Consider the following 18162-nt stretch of genomic DNA (forward strand, 5'->3'; position numbering starts at 1 on the left):
GGCTCATGGCCGGTCTGGTCGTGCTGGCGCTCGCCCCTCCTGGATGGGCGCAAGCTCCCGACCCGGCGCCCTATGCGCTCGGCGACTGGAAGGGCGTGCGCCAGACACTCCACGATCGGGGCGTGGACCTGCAGGTCACCTACGTCAACGAAATCGCCAGCAACGCGCGGGGCGGGGAAAGCCGTGAGGCGAGCTACGCCGACCAGATCATGTTGGACGCCAACTTCGATCTTGAGCGGATCGGCGCGCCGGAGGGCGCCAGTCTGCACGCGACGCTCACCAACCGGAACGGCGTGGACCTCAACGAAAAGGGAAGCCTGGGCCTCCTGCTCAGCCCGCAGGAGATTTACGGCTATGGTCGCACAACGCGCCTGGCTCAGCTCTACTACCAACAGACGCTGATGGCTGGCCGGGTTACGGTCAAACTGGGCCGTCTGCCGATGAGCGGCGACATCTTTCCGTTCTCCTGCGAGTTCCAGAATCTGGGATTCTGCGGGGCGGTCCCGGGCTACATCACACCCAATTGGCACACTTGGCCCGCCAGCCAGTGGGCGGCCGCGATCAAGAGCCGGTTGGCCGAAAAGCTGTGGCTTCAGACGGCGGTCTATCAGGTCAATCCGACCTTCACCCGGCCGGACCAAGGATTGGAGCTTGGCAATCCGTCCGGAACCACCGGGGCGCACGCCGTTGCGGAACTGACGTGGACACCGCACTTGGCGGGCCTAGGTGGGGCCTACCGGATCGGTGTCTGGCGCAATACGGGCAAGTTCGAGGATCTCTATTTCAACGAGGCCGGATCGCCGATCGGACAAGACGGCGGACGGCCCCGTCGCCTCAACCATGCCAGCGGTTACTATCTGATGGCCGAGCAGCCGCTTCATCCAGCGCCGGGCGATCCACGTCGCGGTCCGACGGTGTTCGCCAACTTCATCCAGTCCGACGAGGATGTCTCCGTCGTCGGTTCGGTGCGCGAGGTCGGCGTGTTCTGGCGCGGACCGCTGGCGTCGCGGCCGCAAGACACACTCGGGCTCGCCCTGGGGCGGCTGGGCGTCAACCGCAAGGTCCGGCGACGCATAGCGCAGGAGAATCGAGGGGCGTCCCGGGCCGCGCCAACCCCTCATGCCGAGTACCCGCTGGAGCTGTTCTACGGCTGGGCGGCGACGCCGACGCTCACGGTCCGTCCGAACCTCCAGTACATCCATAACCCGGGCGGCCTGGCGGCGAAACGGGACGTCATCGTTCTCGGCCTGAAGACGAGCGCAAGTTTCTGACCGTTCGTGGCCCGCCTGCGACGAATGGATCGCTGCACCGCTTGGAGGTATCGCTTGGTGCGGATTGAAGTTGATCCTCAGGAAGGGCGTCATGGACCGTATTGAGGCGATGCGGGTGTTCGTCGCGGCGCTGGACGAGGGCAGCCTGGCGGCGGCGGGAAGAAAGCTTGGGCGCTCGCCGGCCGCCGTCAGCCGAGCGATCGCATCCCTCGAACAGCACGTCGGAGTCGAGCTCATTCATCGGACGACGCGCTCGCTGAGGCTCAGCGAGGCCGGCGAGCGCTATGCGGCCGCTTGCCGGCGCATCCTCGTCGATCTGGAGGAGGCCGATCTCGTCGTTCTCGGCGAACGGTCCGCGCCCCGCGGCACTCTGACCATCACCGCGCCACCGATCAGCGGCGAGGAAATCCTTCGGCCGGTGATCGACGCCTTCCTGGACGCCTTTCCAGCCGTGGCCGTCAATCTGCTGCTTCTCGACCGGCACGCCAGCTTGGTCGAGGAGGGGATCGATGTCGCGCTACGGGTGGGGCAGTTGCCCGACTCCTCCATGCTGGCGGTAAAGGTCGGCGGTGGCGTGAGAAGGGTGGTCGCCGCCGCGCCGCGATACTTGGCCGAGCACCCACGCATTGAGGAGCCGTCCGACCTTGTCCGGCACCGGATCGTCACCACCACGCACTTCGGACACGACATTTGGGTGTTTCCGCCGGCCTCGCCGGGCGGGAGCGCGCGATCGGTCCAGTTCAAGCCCCGGTTGGTGGTCAACAGCGTCCGGGCGGCTCTGGCGGCCGCGGTCGCTGGTGTCGGAGTGACCCGGCTCTACACCTATCATGTGGCCGAGCGTGTGCTTGACGGCAGCTTGCGCCTGCTTCTCCGGGATGCTGAGCCGCCGCCGCTCCCGGTGCACCTGGTGACGCCGCAGGGGCGGACGGCCACGCCGAAGGTCCGCGCTTTCCTGGACTTCGCCGCGCCACGTTTGAGGGCCGAGTTTGCGCGCTTGTCGGCCGACGCCGAGGCGCTTGCATCCGACCACGCCACGATCCGGGGTTAATCCCACCCACCGGGTCCAATTGTACCGGTTCGCGCAACACTGCCGATACCAAAGTGTCCATTCTCTCGGTGGTCGGTCGACCCGACATTGCACTCATCCGGTGGCGATCCACGCCTCCGTCACATGAGGCAAACCATGAGCAACGAACAGAAGGTGGCCATCGTCACCGGCGCTTCCCAGGGTATTGGCGCTGAACTGGTCAAGGCCTATCGAAGCCGAAACTACCGCGTAGTGGCGACATCGCGCTCGATCAAGCAGGGCGGCGACCCCGACATCCTGGCCGTCGCAGGCGACATCGCCGACCCCGCGACCGCCGAGCGCGTCATTGGCCAAGCCCTGGATCGCTTCGGCCGGATCGACACCCTGGTCAATAATGCGGGCATCTTCACGGCCAAGCCGTTCACCGCCTTCACGCCGGAAGACTTCGACGCGAACCTCGCAACAAACCTGATCGGCTTCTTCCATATTACCCAGTGGGCGGCGGCGGGGATGCTCAAGCAGGGCTCCGGCCACATCGTCAGCATCACCACCAGCCTGACCGATCACGCCAACACCAACGTGCCTTCGGTACTGGCCAGCCTGACCAAGGGCGGCATTAACTCGGCGACGAAATCCCTCGCCATCGAGTTCGCCGACAAGGGGGTCCGGGTCAACGCTGTCTCGCCCGGGGTGATCAAGACGCCGATGCACGCCCCCGAAACCCATGCGTTCCTGGCCGGGCTGCATCCGGTCGGGCGTCTTGGTGAGATCCGAGATGTCGTCGAGGCCGTGCTCTACCTGGAGAGCGCCGGTTTCGTGACAGGTGAAATCCTGCACGTCGACGGCGGTCAAAGCGCCGGCCACTAGGAGAGATCGTCGTGCCGATCGTCAACATCCAGATCACGCGGGAAGGCTCCGGTCCTAATCGCGTGGCCGCAACGCCCGAGGAGAAGGCGGCCCTGATCGCCGGGGTGAGTCAGTTGCTCCTCGACGTACTCCACAAGCCCCTCGACTCGACGTTCGTGGTCATCGAGGAGGTCGAGTTGGAGAACTGGGGCTGGGGCGGCTTGCCCGTCCCCGAATACCGCAAGCGACGAGCTTCCGGTCAGACCTGACTGATCCCGCCGACACCGGGCCGTCGCGCCGCGACGGCCCACGTTCCGACAATCGAGGCTCACATGGCCCACCAAATCGATGATGACCTGCTCGTCCGCTTTGAAGTCGGGCGGCCCGCCTCGCAAGCCACTGGCCCGATCTCGCTCCGGACGTCCGGGGAGGCAATCAGCGCGCGGCCCCCCACGGCCGCCGACGTGGTGCACATTGTCGAGCCGGACGAAGATTTCCGGCAACGGGTCGCCAGGCTCGCGAAGGCGGATGGAATGACGGTTCGACTGCACCGGGGGATAGAAGCTTTCCATGCCGCTACATCTCATCGCGATGGCGGTTGCCTGGTGATCGCCGCCGAACTCGTTGGACCGCTGTCCGCGATGTATCAGCCAGAGTGGGGCGCCGTGCGGCTGGCCTATCCCGTCGTCGCGACGGCCGAGCCTGACCAGCTTCCGGCCGCGGTCCGGGCGATCAGGGCCGGAGTCAGCAATATCCTTGAAAAGCCGATCGATGATGAAAGCGCGATCACGGTCATCCGCGCGGCGGTCCGGTTGGCGCGCCTGCGACATCTCCAGGCCGAACGCCTCGCGATTCTCCAAGGGCGTTTTGCGACCCTCTCGCCTCGCGAGCGCCAAGTCATGGCCTTGGTCACCGCCGGCAAGCTCAACAAGCAGGTTGGCGCCGACCTGGGCTTGAGCGAGATCACGGTGAAAGCTCATCGTGGAGCCGTGATGCGAAAGATGATGGCCGCGTCGTTGGCCGAACTCGTGCGAATGACGGATATCCTGGCTCTGGCCGCTGGATCGCATGAGCAGTTCGCGCTTGGCGGGCTCGGCACATCGGAAGGCGGCTTCTGGACTGCAGCTGCGCTCGGCGTCAGGGCCTTGTCGCCGCTGGCAGGGTGAACTGGAATACCGCGCCGTTGGGGTTGTTGGGCGACGCCCAGATGCGCCCACCATGGGCCTCGATGATCGAGCGACAGATCGAAAGACCCATGCCCATGCCGCTAGGTTTGGTCGTGTAAAGCGGGTCGAAGATTCGCTCGAGGTGCTGCTCGCTGACTCCGGCCCCGAAGTCAGCGACTGACACTAGAACCTTGCCGTCCTCACGGGCGTGAGCTCGGAGCTCGAGAGGCGGGGCCGCGCCCGCGACCGACGTGGCTTCGGCCGCATTGGTGATCAAGTTAACGAGCACCTGCTGCAACTGTGTGGGGTTGCCCGGCGCTGCGAGCCCGAGCGTCTCGAGCCGCGTGCGTACCCGGATCCTCCGCTTGCGCAGGTCGGCTTGCATCAAGGACACCGTGTCGGCGATCAACTTGTTGATGTCGACTACGGTGCTGGGGCGCTGGCCCTGCTTGAAGTTCGCGCGGATGCTGTCAATGACCTCCGCCGCGCGCAGGCCATCGGCCGCGATCCTATCCAGGCTATCTCTAGCCTTCGCTAGATCGGGCGCCGGAGCGGACAGTGTTCGCGCGCTGGTCCGGGCGCGCATGATCATCGCCGCCAGTGGCTGTTTGACTTCATGTGCGATCATCGCCGCTACGGCGTCGCCGGTGAAAAGGCGCGCTTGCCGCTCGGCCCGCTGAGCTCGCACCGCCTCCAGGAGGCGGCTGTACAGGTTCGATACCTCGACCAGCAAAACCACGAGAACCAGACTGTTAGCGACGAGATTGATAATGACGACCGTGTACCAGCCAATGCTGAAGCGGCTTGAAGGGCCGAAGAACGCGATGGGGACGCCGGCGAGGTGCACGCTCGCTACGAGCCACAGCCACAGTCCGAGGATCGTGGTTCGCTGCGGCCAGAGTAGCGATACAGCCAAGCCATAAAGCACGCTTATCGGCACGCCCGCGTACAATATCCAGTTGGCGCTAAAACGTCGTCCATCCGTCGCCACTATGGGCAACAGTCCGTGGCCGGCAATGCACAGCGTTCCCAGCGCCGCAACGAGTACAGCCGTTGCTGCGATACTCAAGAAAATGGGTGGAAAGCGCCCGTCGCGCTCGGCTGCTCTCGGTGCGCGATGGCTCAGGAGGGCAAAGCCCGTCATGGACGCCGCCAGCCCGCAATGCTTGAGGATGTAGAGCCACGCCGTGCTCTGCAAGCCTCCCATCAATGCCCCGTCTGGCGTGAAAAGACCAGGGAAGGCCAGCAGGTAGGGAATGAGGATCAGTGCGGCGAAGAGATAGCCATTGGCGATCATCAGCAAGGCGCGGCTGCGCAGGATCGAGCACTGTGAGAAGAGGATCACCGCCGTGATCAAATCGATCACGAAGAGCGCCGAGGTCTCGATGGGCACGAATGCCGGCACCCGAGGCCACTGAGTGGTGGCGAAAGGGCGTGTGACGGCGAACAGCAGCAGCAAAACGCCAGGGACAACGACGAGCGCCAGGAGCCTTTGCGTCGAGCTTGGCGCTGCCCCCGTGAGGACAACGACCTCGTCGTCGCGCGAACTACGCTCACCATCACTCTGCATAACGGCCTACGAAGTTGTGACGCCGTGCGGTGAAGTGTGCGCGAACGGCCCTGGTGCGTAGCTCCATAATAGGAGAGCTCGAGCAGAAATCGAGATTTCTCTACCGATAGCGCCAGTCTGTTGCCTCCCTGGACCGGGTCCTTATCACATGTCGAAAGTAAATCCGCAGCCGGAAGCTTGGCTAGGAACTGGCGGGCTCACAGAAATGACGTCATGTCAAACTTTGGGTTTTCCTTTTGAAATCAAAACTCTAGATTTCTGTCGTATCGATCACGGGTAGACACAAGCGCGTTATTAAAAAAGCTCAGTGAATTCAATTCACTGAGCTTGAAATCACAATTGAGTGGGAGTGATTCAGGGTCCTTTCGGGACCTTCGCGGACCATCGCGAATATAGCATAAATTATTGAAATAATTTGTATTTTGGATCTCCAATGATCGGCGGCGATCGGTGGAGCCAGTTCACATTTCGTGCGTCTGACGGTGTCGCCGCGACCTTGCTCGCGAGGCCGGGCGGCTGACACCGTCACGGCAAGTCAGGCCTGACGGTGCTTTTCCAGTATCAAGCCCCTGAATTCTCTCAGGAAAAGTCGCTTCCGCCGTGCCGTTTTAGGCGTGACGGTATTTTGCGGCCTTTTTCGCGGTTTTCGGAGTGCGCAGGAGGCCGTTCATGCTCACTGACGCCACACTCAAGTTTTTGAAACCAAAGGAGAAACCATACCACGTCGCAATCATGCTTTGGCTCAAATAGCTCGATCGTCACCACCACCTAGCGCCCAACGCTCCACAGGGTGACGGGGCCGATAAGGCCCGAGGGCGAAAGTGGGCTATCCTTGCTGATGCCCTTACCGAGCATCGCAAAGCCGCCGCCCTCGGCGGCGTTGGTGAAGGCCTGCTTGGTCGCGCCGGGCTGGCGATCGCCGATGAAGCGGTTGAGCCAGACATTTCCCACCTTCACCACCAGCTGATTGTCGCCGGGCTTGGCCGCTTCGGTGACGTCGATCTGGTAGGGCGCCTTCCAGAGGCCGCCAACGCGCTTGCCGTTGAGCCAGACTTCGGCGACGTCGCCAACCCGGCCCAGGTCAAGGGTCAGTCGCTGGCCGCCCTTGAGCCAGTTCGGATCGACCTTGATCGCATGGCTGTAGGTCCCAACGCCCGAATAGTACTTGATGTCGGCGCTGGCGTTGTCAGTCCAGGAACCGAGGGCGGTCTTCTCGACCTTGGCCGGAGCGCCCCTGTTGGCTTCGAAGCTGAGCGACCACGGCCCTGACACCGTCGCGACCTTTCGCTCGACTGGCTCGGCCACCGTGGCCGCCGGCGCGGTCGCCGGCTTGCGGAAGACCACGAAGACCGCGTCGTAGGGCGCCAGCTTCAGGGGCACGGTGGTGCGGCCGTTGTCGAACTGGTAGCCGGCGTCGCGGGCCCCGCCGGTGTCGGCGCGCCAGATTTCCGGCGCCTTGCCGCTGGTGCGGAAGATCGCGTCGAGCGTCTCGGTCCGGTCGGTCTGGTTGGTGACGAAATAGAGTTCGGCGCCGTTGGCCAAGCGTCGATGTGCGAACATCAGCTTGGTCTCCACGCTCGGCCGGGTATAGTCGAAGTCGGCCACGACCTTGAGGTCGGCCAGGACTTCGGCCGGGGTCTTACCCCAGTAGACCCGGCCCTTGCCGAAATCGGCGCGGGTGGCCATGCGGCCGTCGGTTTGGCCCCAGAGCTTGCGGGCCGCGGCCTGTACGGCCGCATCGTCCGACGCCAGGCTCGGCGAGCCCTGCGGCCGCGGTCCGACCAGAACGCCGCCGGCCTCGACCAGGGCGGTGAGCTTCTCGAGCAGCGGCAAGGTCATGCGATCGAGGGTGTCGGGCAGCACCAAGGCCGAATAGGCCGCCCCGCCTGGAAAGACGATCTTGCCGTCCTCCACCTTGGCCAGCCGCAAGAGCGCGTCGGCATTGACGTAGTCGTAGCCATGGCCCTCGACCGGTCCCGGTTTGGCCGCTTCTCGATAGGGAACCCCCGACGGCGCGCCCTCACCACAGAAATAGAGCAGGTCGGCGACGGGCGCGCCCTGCTGGAGCATGAAGGAACTGCGGGAGAGATAATCGACCCAGGGCTTGGCCAGCGGTCCCCAGGCTTCGTTGCGGGTGAAGGTCTGGCCGAACGGACCGAGCGTCAGGCCGGGTTTTTCGACCGTATCGGGCTGGTGGGGCGAGGTGTGGATCACCAGGCGATTCACGCCCATGGCCATGTAGCGGTCGGCGATCCACTTCAAGGTCCAGGGGGTCCGGGTCCACAGGGGTTGGGACGAGGTGAAGGACTCGGCCGCCACCAGCGACTTGCCGTACACGTGCGCGGTCGAGGCGGTCTCGACGATATCGGCCGGGAACTCGTCGCTGCGCACGCCCTGGAACGCGGCCGCCTCGCCGCCGAACGGCATGTCCCAGAACTCGCCCATCGGAATGTCGGTCAGGCTCTTGGCGAGCATGCCGTCGGCCACTGTGGGCCAAGCCGCGCCGGTCGCCTCGCCGTAGTAGCCCAGCCCATGTTCCTTGGCGTAGCGGGTGATGGTCCCGTAGTGGCTCTCGGCCAGCAGGTCGGCGAGGGTGCGACGGAAGTCCCAGAGGAAGGCGTCACTGACCTCGGCGCTGTCGACGACCCTGCCAGCCAGGACCGGCAGGAACGGCGTCATGTCATAACCGCGACGGGCCTTGAACTCCTTGGCCATCGCCTCAGTCCAGTTCTCGTCGCCCGCCTCCCAGCTGTCGGTGATGATGTATCTGAGGCCCTTGGCCCCGACCAGGTCATTCAGCGACTTGGCCACTGGGCCGAGATAGGCGTCCAGGTGGTCGCGCACGTGGGCGGGATTGAACTTGTCGACCTCCAGGCCGGTGGCTTCCGGCGTGGCAGGGTGGTTGACCTCGCCGGTCAGCGAGTAGCCGAGCCAGAGGATCGACCACTCGCCCTTCGGCGGCGTCCAGTCGAGCGTACCGTCAGGCCTGAGCTTGCTGGTCAGGTCGAGGATGTCCTTGGAGGCGATGGCCGCGCCCGGCGTGACCGCCGGCGTGCGCAGGGTCTCGTCCTCGGGAGCGACGCCGAAGCCGGCCTTGTCCTCGAAGTGATTGACCCGGGCTCCGGGCGTCAGAGCCAGTTCGGCGACCTTCACCGGGCCACGCGGCCAGGGGTTCTCGGTGGTAGCCGGCTGGTCGAAGATGACGCGGAAATGCCGCGCGGTCGTTTCGGGAAAGGCGAAGGTGCGTTGGGGCGCGGGATTGTGCCCGGCTCCGGTCAAGGCGGCGACCACCGTCCAAGCCTTACCGTCGGCGCTCGCCTCCAGGCGACCGCCAGGACCGGTGTTGAAGCGATCGCCGACCGGACCGGCATAGGTGAGGGCGCGGATGATCTGGGGCTTGTCGAAATCGAAGCTGATGATGACCGGCGCGCCCGGCTTGGGATCGGTCAGGATCACCGACTGGTCGAGCTTGCCGTCGACGAGCAGGCTTGCCGCGCCCTCAACGCCCTGGGTCGAAATTTTTGGCGCCAGGGCGCTCAGCGGTATGTCCCCGGTCGGACGGCGATAGGCTAGCACCGAAATGGTGTCGAAATGTTCGGGGCCGACGAGCGGCTTACCGGTGAAGTCGACGTGGGGCGCGTCCTGGAAAGGCCCGGACTGACGCGGTGGCGAGGTCAGGGGCGCGGCCAGACGCTTGCCGCCCGTGACCTGGGTCTCGGCCCAGACGACCTTCTTCATGCCGGCCTCGGGCTTGACCCAAGGACCGCCGGTCTCGCTCCATCCCGGCGCGGCCGCCATGCCGAATTCCAGGTCCAGGCGATCGGCTTCGGCGGCGGCGAATTTCAGATGATCACGCCATTCGGGCGTCAGGGCGGCGATGCGGTGGTCGACGACCTTGGGCGCGCCGAGGTCGCCGTCGAACATCTGCATGCCCCCCAGGCCGATGCGTTTCATCCATTCAAGATCGGCTGTGATGCCGGCCTTGGACACGTTGCCTGAAAGCCAATGCCACCAGACGCGGGGCTTGGCCGATTCCGGCGGCGACTGAAACCCGGCCGCCAGCGGATCGGCGGCGCCCTGAGCCAAGCCAAGGGCGGGCGCGCTCAGCGCGCTGGATGCCAGGAGCAGGGCGCAGGCGAAGCTGGCGCGGCGGCGCGGGGAGGGCTGGGTCATCGGGACGCTTTCGTCGAGGGCCAACGAGTCGGCGCTGAAGGCCCCACGGGATCTGGAGAAAAGCGATCCCTTTCGTCCCATCCCATGAGATTATTGTTTATAAGTTGATACTGTTCAGCGGGGCTCCCTTTGTCAAGTCTACGGCCGGTCTCCAGCGAGCCTTCAAAGAGATGACGCGTAAATCCATTGGTTGATCAATTGGATGCGCCCGTCGGATTCGCCGTCACGGTGATCGATCCGGGGCGGCGACGCTGCGCACCTTGTAGGCGTTTTCCTCGACGTCGAACGCCGCGCCGGTGTTCTGGCAGTCGCGCATTCGGCGGTCCAGTCGCCGGACGCGTCGATGGCGGCCTGCATGAAGGACTGGGCGGTTTCGACTTGGGCGGCGGTGTCAGCGGCGTCGGCCTCGTCATAATGGCAGTTGATCGCCACATACGCGCCGTGCCGAGCATAACTGATCGGCGGCGTGATCCCTGCGAGGCGCCGGTCACCGGCATTCAGCAGCCTCAATGTTTCTTACGCCGGCCCGCGTTTGCGGCTCGCGGTTGTTGAAGGGCCGGCGATATTGGCTTGGGCGGCACGCCATCCAAGATCGCGGCTGATGGCCTCGGCCGCCGCCTTGACGTCAGCCGTCAAGCGCTCCATGCGCGTGTCGTCCATGTACTGTCCCGCGCTCGACAGACTGATCGCCGCGACGATCTTACTGCTGACGTCGCGAATGGGGGCGGCGACGCACCGAACCCTGTCTTCGTTCTCTTCCAAGTCGAAAGCCACGCCCGAGGCGCGATAGTCCTTCATCCGCCGCAGCCATTCGGACAGCTCCACGGAGTAGCGGAATCCTTCGCGCTGCTCGGCTTCGTAGATGTCGCGCAGGCGCGCGGTCGGCTCGTCGAGCAACAGAGCCTTACCCAGGCCCGTCGACCGCAGCGGCTGACGCTCGCCGATCCGCGAGCTGATATCGACGCGCCGGCTGCCGGGGATCTTGTCCAGGTAGAGGACCTTGCCCCCCTCGAGTACGCCCAGATGGACGGTGTCGCCAGAGCCGCTCGACAGCAGCTCGAGGTGTTCGCGTGCGGCCTTGGTGACGTTCATCTGACGGCCGGCGATAAAGCCCAGCTCGAGGAGCTTGGGGCCGAGCGAATAGCCCACGCGCGGTGTGAAGCTCAGATAGCGGTGCTCGACGAGGGTGGAGGCCAGGCGATGCGTCGTGCTGCGGGTCAGGCCAAGCGTGGTCGCCAGATCTCCCAATTCGGCGTGCCCGCAACTGACCGCATGCAGCACCTCCAGGCCGCGCACGAGCGTGCGGCTGGCCGCGCCGCCTTTGGTTTCGTCGCCATCCGCCTCGATCACCGCTGGAGATTCCATCTTGCAGCTATCCTATTTACGCGATGGGACGCTTTCAAGCGCTCGCGCCGACGTTCGGGGGGGGGGCTTCCGCGCGGGCGGAAACACCTGTGAACGCGCAGGCATAGTGGGGTTCAGCGCAGCGCTCGGTTAATTTCTCGGTTTCATCCTATCGGCTGCGCGGTCATCCCAAGCCGCGCCATAGCTTTCCTGGAGATCAACGCGCGCGTTTGTGGTTCGGGGGCGGGCTGCGCGACCAGGGCAGTGGTCACTGATGGACGGCCTCTCGACCAGCGCGGGCCCGCTATGGATCGGTCCGTCCGCCCTGTGCCTGGCGATGTTCGGAGGACTCATCCGCAACGGCGTGTGGTGAGCAAGCTTGGTCGCTCCAGCTAGACTCCTCACGGTCCGCTCGAAAATCCCATTTATTGAGATCAAGTCTCGTCTCCAGCCCTCCGGTTGCGCTTGAAGAGGGCTCGTCGTTTCGGACAATGCGGCCCCAAACTGGGTAGAAGTTGCAGATCTGCAACGCACAACAATATCATTTGTTGGGCATGCTTGCCAAAAAATGGGATTACGATAACGTTGTCGTAACCGGAGGTTCAGCCGGTCGGGGAGGGCGCGCGCCGCTCTGCATCCCCGAAAAAACAAATCGGGCGCTTTTCGCCCGAACAATGGGAGCAACGTCCATGTCGTCGTCATTCGTTCGCGGAACTCTGCGTAACCGCCTGCTCGCCGGCTCGGCGGTCCTGGCTGGCGTGCTGGCGTTAAGCGCTCAGGCTCAGGCGCAGACTCAGACGACGTCTCAGGACGAGTCGGTCGCGGTCGAGGAAGTCGTCGTCACCGGCAGCTCGATCCGCGGCGTCGCGCCGGTCGGCTCGCCGTTGAGCGCAGTGACCCGAGAAGACATCAAGCAGGTGCCGGCCACCAACGCCACCGAACTGTTGCGCTCGACGCCCACGGTCAGCAACTTCAACGCCACCGGCGGCAACCGCGGCGCCAATCAGGCCAACATCGTCGATCAGCCCACGATCCACGGTATTGGTGCGGGCAATGGCGGCGGCGGCCTGACCCTGGTGCTGTTCAACGGTCACCGTCTGCCGGGCGCGGGTATCAATCAGAGCGCGCCCGACCCCAGCTCCATCCCCCCTGGCGCTATCGAACGCGTGGAAGTGGTCGCCGACGGCGCCTCGTCGGTCTACGGCTCGGACGCCGTCGCCGGCGTCATCAACTTCATCACCCGCAAGAACTTCAACGGCGCGGAGACCTCGGCCAACTACGGGGTCGCCGACGGCTACACAAGCAAGAGCTTTAACCAGCTGTTCGGCAAGACCTGGGACGGTGGCTCGCTGCTGGTCGACTATGCTTATTCGGCCAACAGTCACCTGAGTGGTCTCGAACGCAGCTACATCACCGACAATCAGGTCTCCATCGGCGGGACGGACAACCGCTCGACGATCTGCGCGCCCGCCAACGTCATGGTCGGCGGCGCGACCTACGCCCTGTCGGGCGCGGGCGCGATAGCCGGCCCTCCCAACAAGTGTGAGAGCAACCAGGCCAGCGATCTCTATCCCAAGCAGCATCGCCACCAGGGCCTGATCTCGGTAACCCAGGATTTGAGCGACAGGCTTTCGGTCTATGGCTCGGCCCTGTATTCACGTCGCGAGGTCTATACCGACGTCGGCGTCAACAGCCGCGACAACTCCAAAGCTGGTCTGGCGGTCACGGTCACCCAAGGCCCGGCCTATAACTACGTCACCGGCAACCTGGGCGTTCCGGCCGGTGCGCATACCGTGACCTATAATCCCGTCGGCGACTTTGGCGACACCTTCACCAATCGCACGCAGACCCGGACGGTCTCTAGCCTGCTGGGCGCTGAGTACAAGCTTGGTGGCGACTGGGTAGCCTCGGCCGAGATTAACCACGGCTTCGAGCGCGACATCGTGCGCCAGTACGGCATCAACCAGAGCCTGGTGACGAGCTCGGCGGCCAACGGTTCGCTCAATCCCTATGGTGTCGGCCCCGCGACCAGCCAGGCCCTGCTGCGCCAGGTCGGCGACTATGAGAGCCGCTACTCGGTCCGCCAGACCCTGCTCGAGGGACTGGCAAAGGTCCAGGGCACGCTGTTCGACCTGCCAGCCGGCGGAGTGAAGGGCGCCTTTGGCGTCACCCGCCGCCAGGAGACCTTCGCGGCCACCTATCGCGAAGGGCCCCAGGCCGGCGCGCCGGTCACCGCGCCGGTCTCGGTCCGTGGCGAGCGCAAGGTGACCTCGGTCTACGGCGAGGTGTTCATTCCGGTGATTGGTGAGGCTCAGAACATCGCTCTGGCTCGCAGCATCGATGTGTCGCTATCGCTGCGCTATGACGACTTCGACGACGTCGGCTCGACCACCAACCCGAAGATCGGCGTCAACTGGGAGCTGTTTCACGGCTTTAAGCTGCGCGGCAGCTACGGCACCTCGTTCCATGCGCCCAGCATGGCCGACTCCTCGACGGCGATCGACACCCGCGCGATCCGCTTCGCCGACTTCACCGGCAGCACGACCCCGGGCGCTTATTCGATCATCCTGGCCGGCGGCAACACGCTGAAGCCCGAAACGGCGGACACCTACTCGCTGGGCTTCGACTTCAAGCCCGACGCCTTGCCGGGCCTGTCGGCCAGCCTCGGCTTCTTCAAGATCGACTACAAGAACGTCATCACCTTCCCCGGCTTCAACGTCGTCACCGAGCCGAACAATCCGCTCTATGACCGCTATCGGATCTACAACCCGACGGCGGCCCAGGTGACCACGGCCGTGGGTTCGATGCGTCACGATGGCCTGGTCTATCCGGACGTGACGGCCCTGCCGACGGCGGTCTACGACCTGCGGCGCCAGAACTTCGCGACCCAGAATATCGAAGGCCTCGACTACGACGTGCGCTATCGCGTGACCACCGACGTCGGCAATCTGGGTTTCGGGGTCGGCGGCACGCGCCTGACCAAGTTCCGCCAGACCATCAATGGCGACACCCGCACCAGCTCGCGTCTGGACACCAACTACGCGGTCAAGTGGCTGGGGCGCGGCAATGCCAGCTGGAGCCACGGAGCGTGGACGGCCGTGCTATTCGGCAACTACACCGGCAGCTACGTCAATACCTCGACCAATAAGCGGATCAAGGCCTTCAAGACCGTCGATCTGCACCTGGGCTATGCGCCGGAAGGCGAGGGGCTGTTGTCGGGCATCGAGCTCTCGCTCGACGTGTCGAACCTGACCGATCAAGATCCGCCGACCTTCGCCGACACCAATGCCAGCAATATCGACTTCACCCGATCCAACCCGATCGGGCGGATGTGGACGGTCGGCCTGCGCAAGCGCTGGTAGGACTTCCATAAAGCCAACGTCACACCTCCCGACGTAAAGCTTCCTGCTGCTAGGCCTCCGGCGAATAAACGCCGGGGGCCGCTTTTTCGGAGATGGGGAGGGCAATCCTCGGCGCGGGGCATCGCGCCCTCTATCCGACCTCGATCTTAGAAGGTGAGAGTTCGGGGAAAAGCGCGTCGAGTGATGCACCAGCCGTCCAGAGAGCTAGCCGAACAGATCGCGCCTGGCCTCGGCGCGGGTGGCGTAGATCCGGTGATGAACGTGCTCGGTCTTGGGTGATCCCCGACTGAGCCAGGGCCAGGTAGAGCCAGCCTTCGCCGATCGGGATGATGTAGGTCAGATCAGCGAGCCAGACCTGGCCTGGGGCGCGGACTGGAAGTTGCGGGCGAGCCTGTTGGGGGCGATCCGTAGGTTCCGCAGCTCTCGGCTGGATCAGGCGGATGTCCTCGATCATATCGTCTGCCATCTTGGCCCCGGCTGCGGCAACGGCGGTGTCGGAAGGATGACGGGGTCAATCACGCGCCGATGAGCCGAGTCGCTTCAGGGCATCGCTGGCGTAGCTGTTGGTCGGGTCGAGAGCCAAAGACTGTCGGAACAGGGCGATCGCCTGCTTCGGATCACCTTCGGCGACTGCGATGTCCGCAAGCCCATCATGGCTGTAAGCGGACTTGGGATAGATCGTCAGATTGAAGCGGAAGATCGCCTTGGCGTCCGCATAACGGCGGGCCTCGTACAAATCATATCCCAACCCGACGAGCGCGTCGTCGCCGAAGTCCAGCTTGGCCCCAGACCGTTTCAGTTCGCCATAGTGAGCAATCGCCCCGGCGACGCCGTCGCGATCGATCCGCTCCCATAGGATTTCGCGCAGCTGCGCCGTCGGCAGCGTCACTGGTTGACCGAAGGCGATCGCCGCCATCGCATTGCCGACCTTGCCCGCCGACGCACGATCGCTGTTGCTCAGCACGATCGCGGTCAGGCCATCAGCGGGGAAGCGGATGATGTAGGTTGAGTAGCCGTTGTCGCTGCCCGAATGATCCATCTCGCGTCGGCCGAAACGTTCGCCGATCCGCCAGCCGAAACCGTAGCCGCTTTTGGCCGGCGTAAACATCGCATCAAGCGAGACCTGGCCGAGCAACTTGCCTGGGGCGAGAGCCCGGTCCCACAGGAGCAGATCCCCGACCGTGGAATACAGCCCACCCGCGGCATAGCCGACCGTCCGGCTGATGATCGGCGCGTTGATGAAGGTGGCGCCAAGCGAATAGTAGCCGGATGCGCGATGCGGCACCAACGCGCGAGTATTGTCGTCCCCGCTGTGCGTCATGCCCAGCGGGTTGAAAATACGCTGCTGCACATACTCGCCCCAGCCAATTCCCGATGCGCGTTCGATGATGAGGCCGAGCAGGTGGTAGCCGGAATTGGAATAGTCGTACTTCTCGCCCGGCGTGAACTTCAGCGGCAGGTCACGGAACAGCGAGACCAGCTCGGCCGGCGTATAGTCGCGCCGTGACAGCACTTCGTCCCAGTCGGGCAGGCTGGAGAAGTTGGGGATGCCCGACGTATGGTTCAGCAACTCGCGGATCGTGATCGGCCGCCATGCAGCCGGGCAGTCCGCCAGATAGCGGCAGATCGGGTCATCGACCTTGAGGCGGCCCTGCTCTTGAAGCTGCATGACCGCCAGTGCGGTGAACTGCTTGGTGACCGATGCGAGGCGAAACACCGTGTCCGCGCTGTTGGGCACGCCCAGTTCGTAATTCGCCATGCCGTAGCTGCGCACGAACACCGGCTTGCCATCTCGCGCCAACAGCACCGTGCCTGAAAACTGCTCGTTTTTGGTCGCTGCGGCGAGATAGGCGTCCAGCGCTGTATCGAGCGCTTTTCCAGCAGGGGCGGTAGTGGATGGCGCCAGCGCCGCCTGCGTACGCGCCGCGACGGGTGTCGCGCTGACAGCCAGCGCAGCGCTCCAGGCCGTCATGCCGATCATCGCCCAGCGCCATGCTCGTCTGCGTTCGACTATCGATACCGCCAAGCCCCGTCTCCCGGTCTGCTTCATCTCGCCTCAGTTCGACGTAGATTACTTTATATGAAGATACTTCATGTCAAGGCTGTTGCCGGTCGAGATTCCCGGCTACCGTATCGCGATGGCTCAGCGCGACGACGCCGACATGATCGATATGCTCGTGGACGAGTGGCGACGGACCCGGCCCAATACCCGGCCCGAGCCCATGCAGGTTGTCGGCCGGGTCATCCGCCTGGGCCGCGCGTATGAAGAGCACGTGACGCGGCTGCTGCGTCCTCATGGCCTGTCCTATTCGGACTTCGACGTTCTGGCGACGCTGTGCCGGATCGGTCCGCCCCATGAAATGTCGCCGACCCAACTGCGGCATAATGTTCTGCTGACCTCCGGGGCGATGACTGCATGCCTGCGCCGGCTGGAGACGCTGAAGCTGATCGAACGGCGCTCCGCCTTTGCCGACCGACGCCGGCTCACGGCGCGGCTTACGGACGTGGGTGTGAAAAAGGTCGAAGCGCTGATCGATGCGAGATTTGCACTGGCGAACGACGCCTTGGCCGAATTGGACACCGACCAGAGGGACGCCCTGGCGATGATCTTGCGCCGGTTGGGCAGAGCGCCGGCCCCGCCTGCATCGGAGGTACATCGAGAATGAGACCGGTATCGGTCCTGGCCTTATGTCTGGCGATGTCTTTCTCAACGACCGCCATGGCCGAAGCGCCTGGTGAGGATCATCCGCTGCTGCCTCGCTACGAAGGCGCTGAGATCCGCGCCTATCGCGCGTCGTCGCAGGATACCCTCATCATTCCGGTCAGTCGTATTGGCGACGAGAAGGCCGCTTCGCTGGCGCGGCAGATGACCGGCGACGTCACGCATATCGATTATGTTCTGACCCCCGCCACAGCGACCGCTCAGGTCGGCCGTTACTATGAAGGCCTATTACAGTCTGCCGGCTTCCGTACGGTCTTTTCATGCGTGGGCGAAAGGGCGTGTGGCTCGGGCATGGGCGCGCTGATCTTCAATTCGGGCAAGGTCGCACCCATCGGCTTCGCGGACGGTCTGTTCGGCGATCGAATGCGCATGATCGTGGCGCAGCGCGGCGGCACGTGGACGCTACTTCACATATATGAGGGGCCGGATCGCACGACCATCTACGAGGCTGTCGTGGACGAGGCCGGCTGATCCGCTCCCGTGGATCGCCGACGCCGCCGCCGAACCTGAACGTCGGGCGCGCCACCCGACGCTCGTTTGATTCCTGTTATTTGCTCTCAGACAGGAAGCCCGAGCGCTTCATGCTCATCAGACACTCCTCTCCACCTCCGAAAAGCTAGCATGGGTGTCCGCTCAAACGAGGGAGGACCAGCGTCGGCGAGTGGGGGCCATCAAGTTAAA

Annotated in this window: 12 protein-coding genes and 3 pseudogenes; 9 read left to right on the forward strand and 6 right to left on the reverse strand. The window is 64.4% G+C overall.

Annotated elements, in window-relative coordinates; translation table 11 throughout:
• Positions 1 to 5: 5 nt before the first annotated feature.
• From EIK80_RS14655 to EIK80_RS14675, 5 genes are all read left to right on the forward strand, one after another.
• Positions 6 to 1271 (forward strand): carbohydrate porin, encoded by a 1266-nt coding sequence (locus tag EIK80_RS14655; protein ID WP_125157735.1) that lies wholly within the window; start codon positions 6 to 8, stop codon positions 1269 to 1271.
• 91 nt (positions 1272 to 1362) lie between these two features.
• Positions 1363 to 2319: a LysR family transcriptional regulator gene (locus EIK80_RS14660; protein ID WP_125157736.1), complete on the forward strand. Its 957-nt coding sequence runs from the start codon at positions 1363 to 1365 to the stop codon at positions 2317 to 2319.
• Between the two features lie 135 nt (positions 2320 to 2454).
• On the forward strand, positions 2455 to 3165 hold the full coding sequence (locus EIK80_RS14665) for an SDR family NAD(P)-dependent oxidoreductase (protein ID WP_125157737.1): 711 nt from the start codon (positions 2455 to 2457) through the stop codon (positions 3163 to 3165).
• 11 nt (positions 3166 to 3176) lie between these two features.
• Complete coding sequence (locus tag EIK80_RS14670; protein WP_125157738.1) at positions 3177 to 3413, forward strand: 4-oxalocrotonate tautomerase family protein; 237 nt, start codon at positions 3177 to 3179, stop codon at positions 3411 to 3413.
• A gap of 63 nt (positions 3414 to 3476) precedes the next feature.
• Positions 3477 to 4310 (forward strand): response regulator transcription factor, encoded by an 834-nt coding sequence (locus EIK80_RS14675; protein WP_199743486.1) that lies wholly within the window; start codon positions 3477 to 3479, stop codon positions 4308 to 4310.
• Here the strand turns inward: EIK80_RS14675 and EIK80_RS14680 are convergent.
• The 4 genes from EIK80_RS14680 to EIK80_RS14695 form a co-directional block, all read right to left on the reverse strand.
• On the reverse strand, positions 4282 to 5769 hold the full coding sequence (locus EIK80_RS14680; RefSeq protein WP_158624697.1) for an MASE4 domain-containing protein: 1488 nt from the start codon (positions 5767 to 5769) through the stop codon (positions 4282 to 4284). The genes EIK80_RS14675 and EIK80_RS14680 overlap by 29 nt on opposite strands.
• An 879-nt stretch (positions 5770 to 6648) precedes the next feature.
• On the reverse strand, positions 6649 to 10053 hold the full coding sequence (locus tag EIK80_RS14685) for a glycosyl hydrolase (RefSeq protein ID WP_158624698.1): 3405 nt from the start codon (positions 10051 to 10053) through the stop codon (positions 6649 to 6651).
• Positions 10054 to 10215: 162 nt separating this feature from the next.
• Positions 10216 to 10563 (reverse strand): hypothetical protein, encoded by a 348-nt coding sequence (locus EIK80_RS14690; RefSeq protein WP_125157741.1) that lies wholly within the window; start codon positions 10561 to 10563, stop codon positions 10216 to 10218.
• Positions 10564 to 10569: 6 nt separating this feature from the next.
• Positions 10570 to 11418, reverse strand: coding sequence for an IclR family transcriptional regulator (locus EIK80_RS14695; RefSeq protein WP_125157742.1), 849 nt, complete (start codon positions 11416 to 11418; stop codon positions 10570 to 10572).
• Between the two features lie 668 nt (positions 11419 to 12086).
• Between EIK80_RS14695 and EIK80_RS27040 the strand changes: the two are divergent.
• Positions 12087 to 12611, forward strand: a pseudogene (locus tag EIK80_RS27040) (TonB-dependent receptor plug domain-containing protein); the annotation flags it as partial.
• Positions 12612 to 13190: 579 nt separating this feature from the next.
• Positions 13191 to 14759 (forward strand): annotated as a pseudogene (locus tag EIK80_RS27045) (TonB-dependent receptor domain-containing protein); the annotation flags it as partial.
• Positions 14760 to 14966: 207 nt separating this feature from the next.
• Here EIK80_RS27045 and EIK80_RS14705 read toward each other — a convergent pair.
• Positions 14967 to 15164 (reverse strand): annotated as a pseudogene (locus EIK80_RS14705) (IS3 family transposase); the annotation flags it as partial.
• A 106-nt stretch (positions 15165 to 15270) separates the two neighbouring features.
• The gene (locus EIK80_RS14710; protein ID WP_158624700.1) at positions 15271 to 16785 is read right to left on the reverse strand and encodes a serine hydrolase domain-containing protein; all 1515 of its coding nucleotides are present in this window, start codon (positions 16783 to 16785) and stop codon (positions 15271 to 15273) included.
• A gap of 67 nt (positions 16786 to 16852) precedes the next feature.
• On the opposite strand from EIK80_RS14710, the gene EIK80_RS14715 reads away from it, so the two are divergent.
• Both EIK80_RS14715 and EIK80_RS14720 read left to right on the forward strand, forming a co-directional pair.
• Positions 16853 to 17425, forward strand: coding sequence for a MarR family winged helix-turn-helix transcriptional regulator (locus EIK80_RS14715; RefSeq protein ID WP_125157745.1), 573 nt, complete (start codon positions 16853 to 16855; stop codon positions 17423 to 17425).
• 53 nt (positions 17426 to 17478) lie between these two features.
• A complete protein-coding gene (locus tag EIK80_RS14720) occupies positions 17479 to 17952 on the forward strand; it encodes a hypothetical protein (RefSeq protein WP_125157746.1) in 474 nt (157 codons plus the stop codon).
• The last annotated feature ends 210 nt before the right edge of the window (positions 17953 to 18162 follow it).

Origin of the sequence: Caulobacter sp. 602-1 (assembly GCF_003931565.1) — a bacterium.
In the GTDB taxonomy this organism is placed as follows: domain Bacteria; phylum Pseudomonadota; class Alphaproteobacteria; order Caulobacterales; family Caulobacteraceae; genus Caulobacter.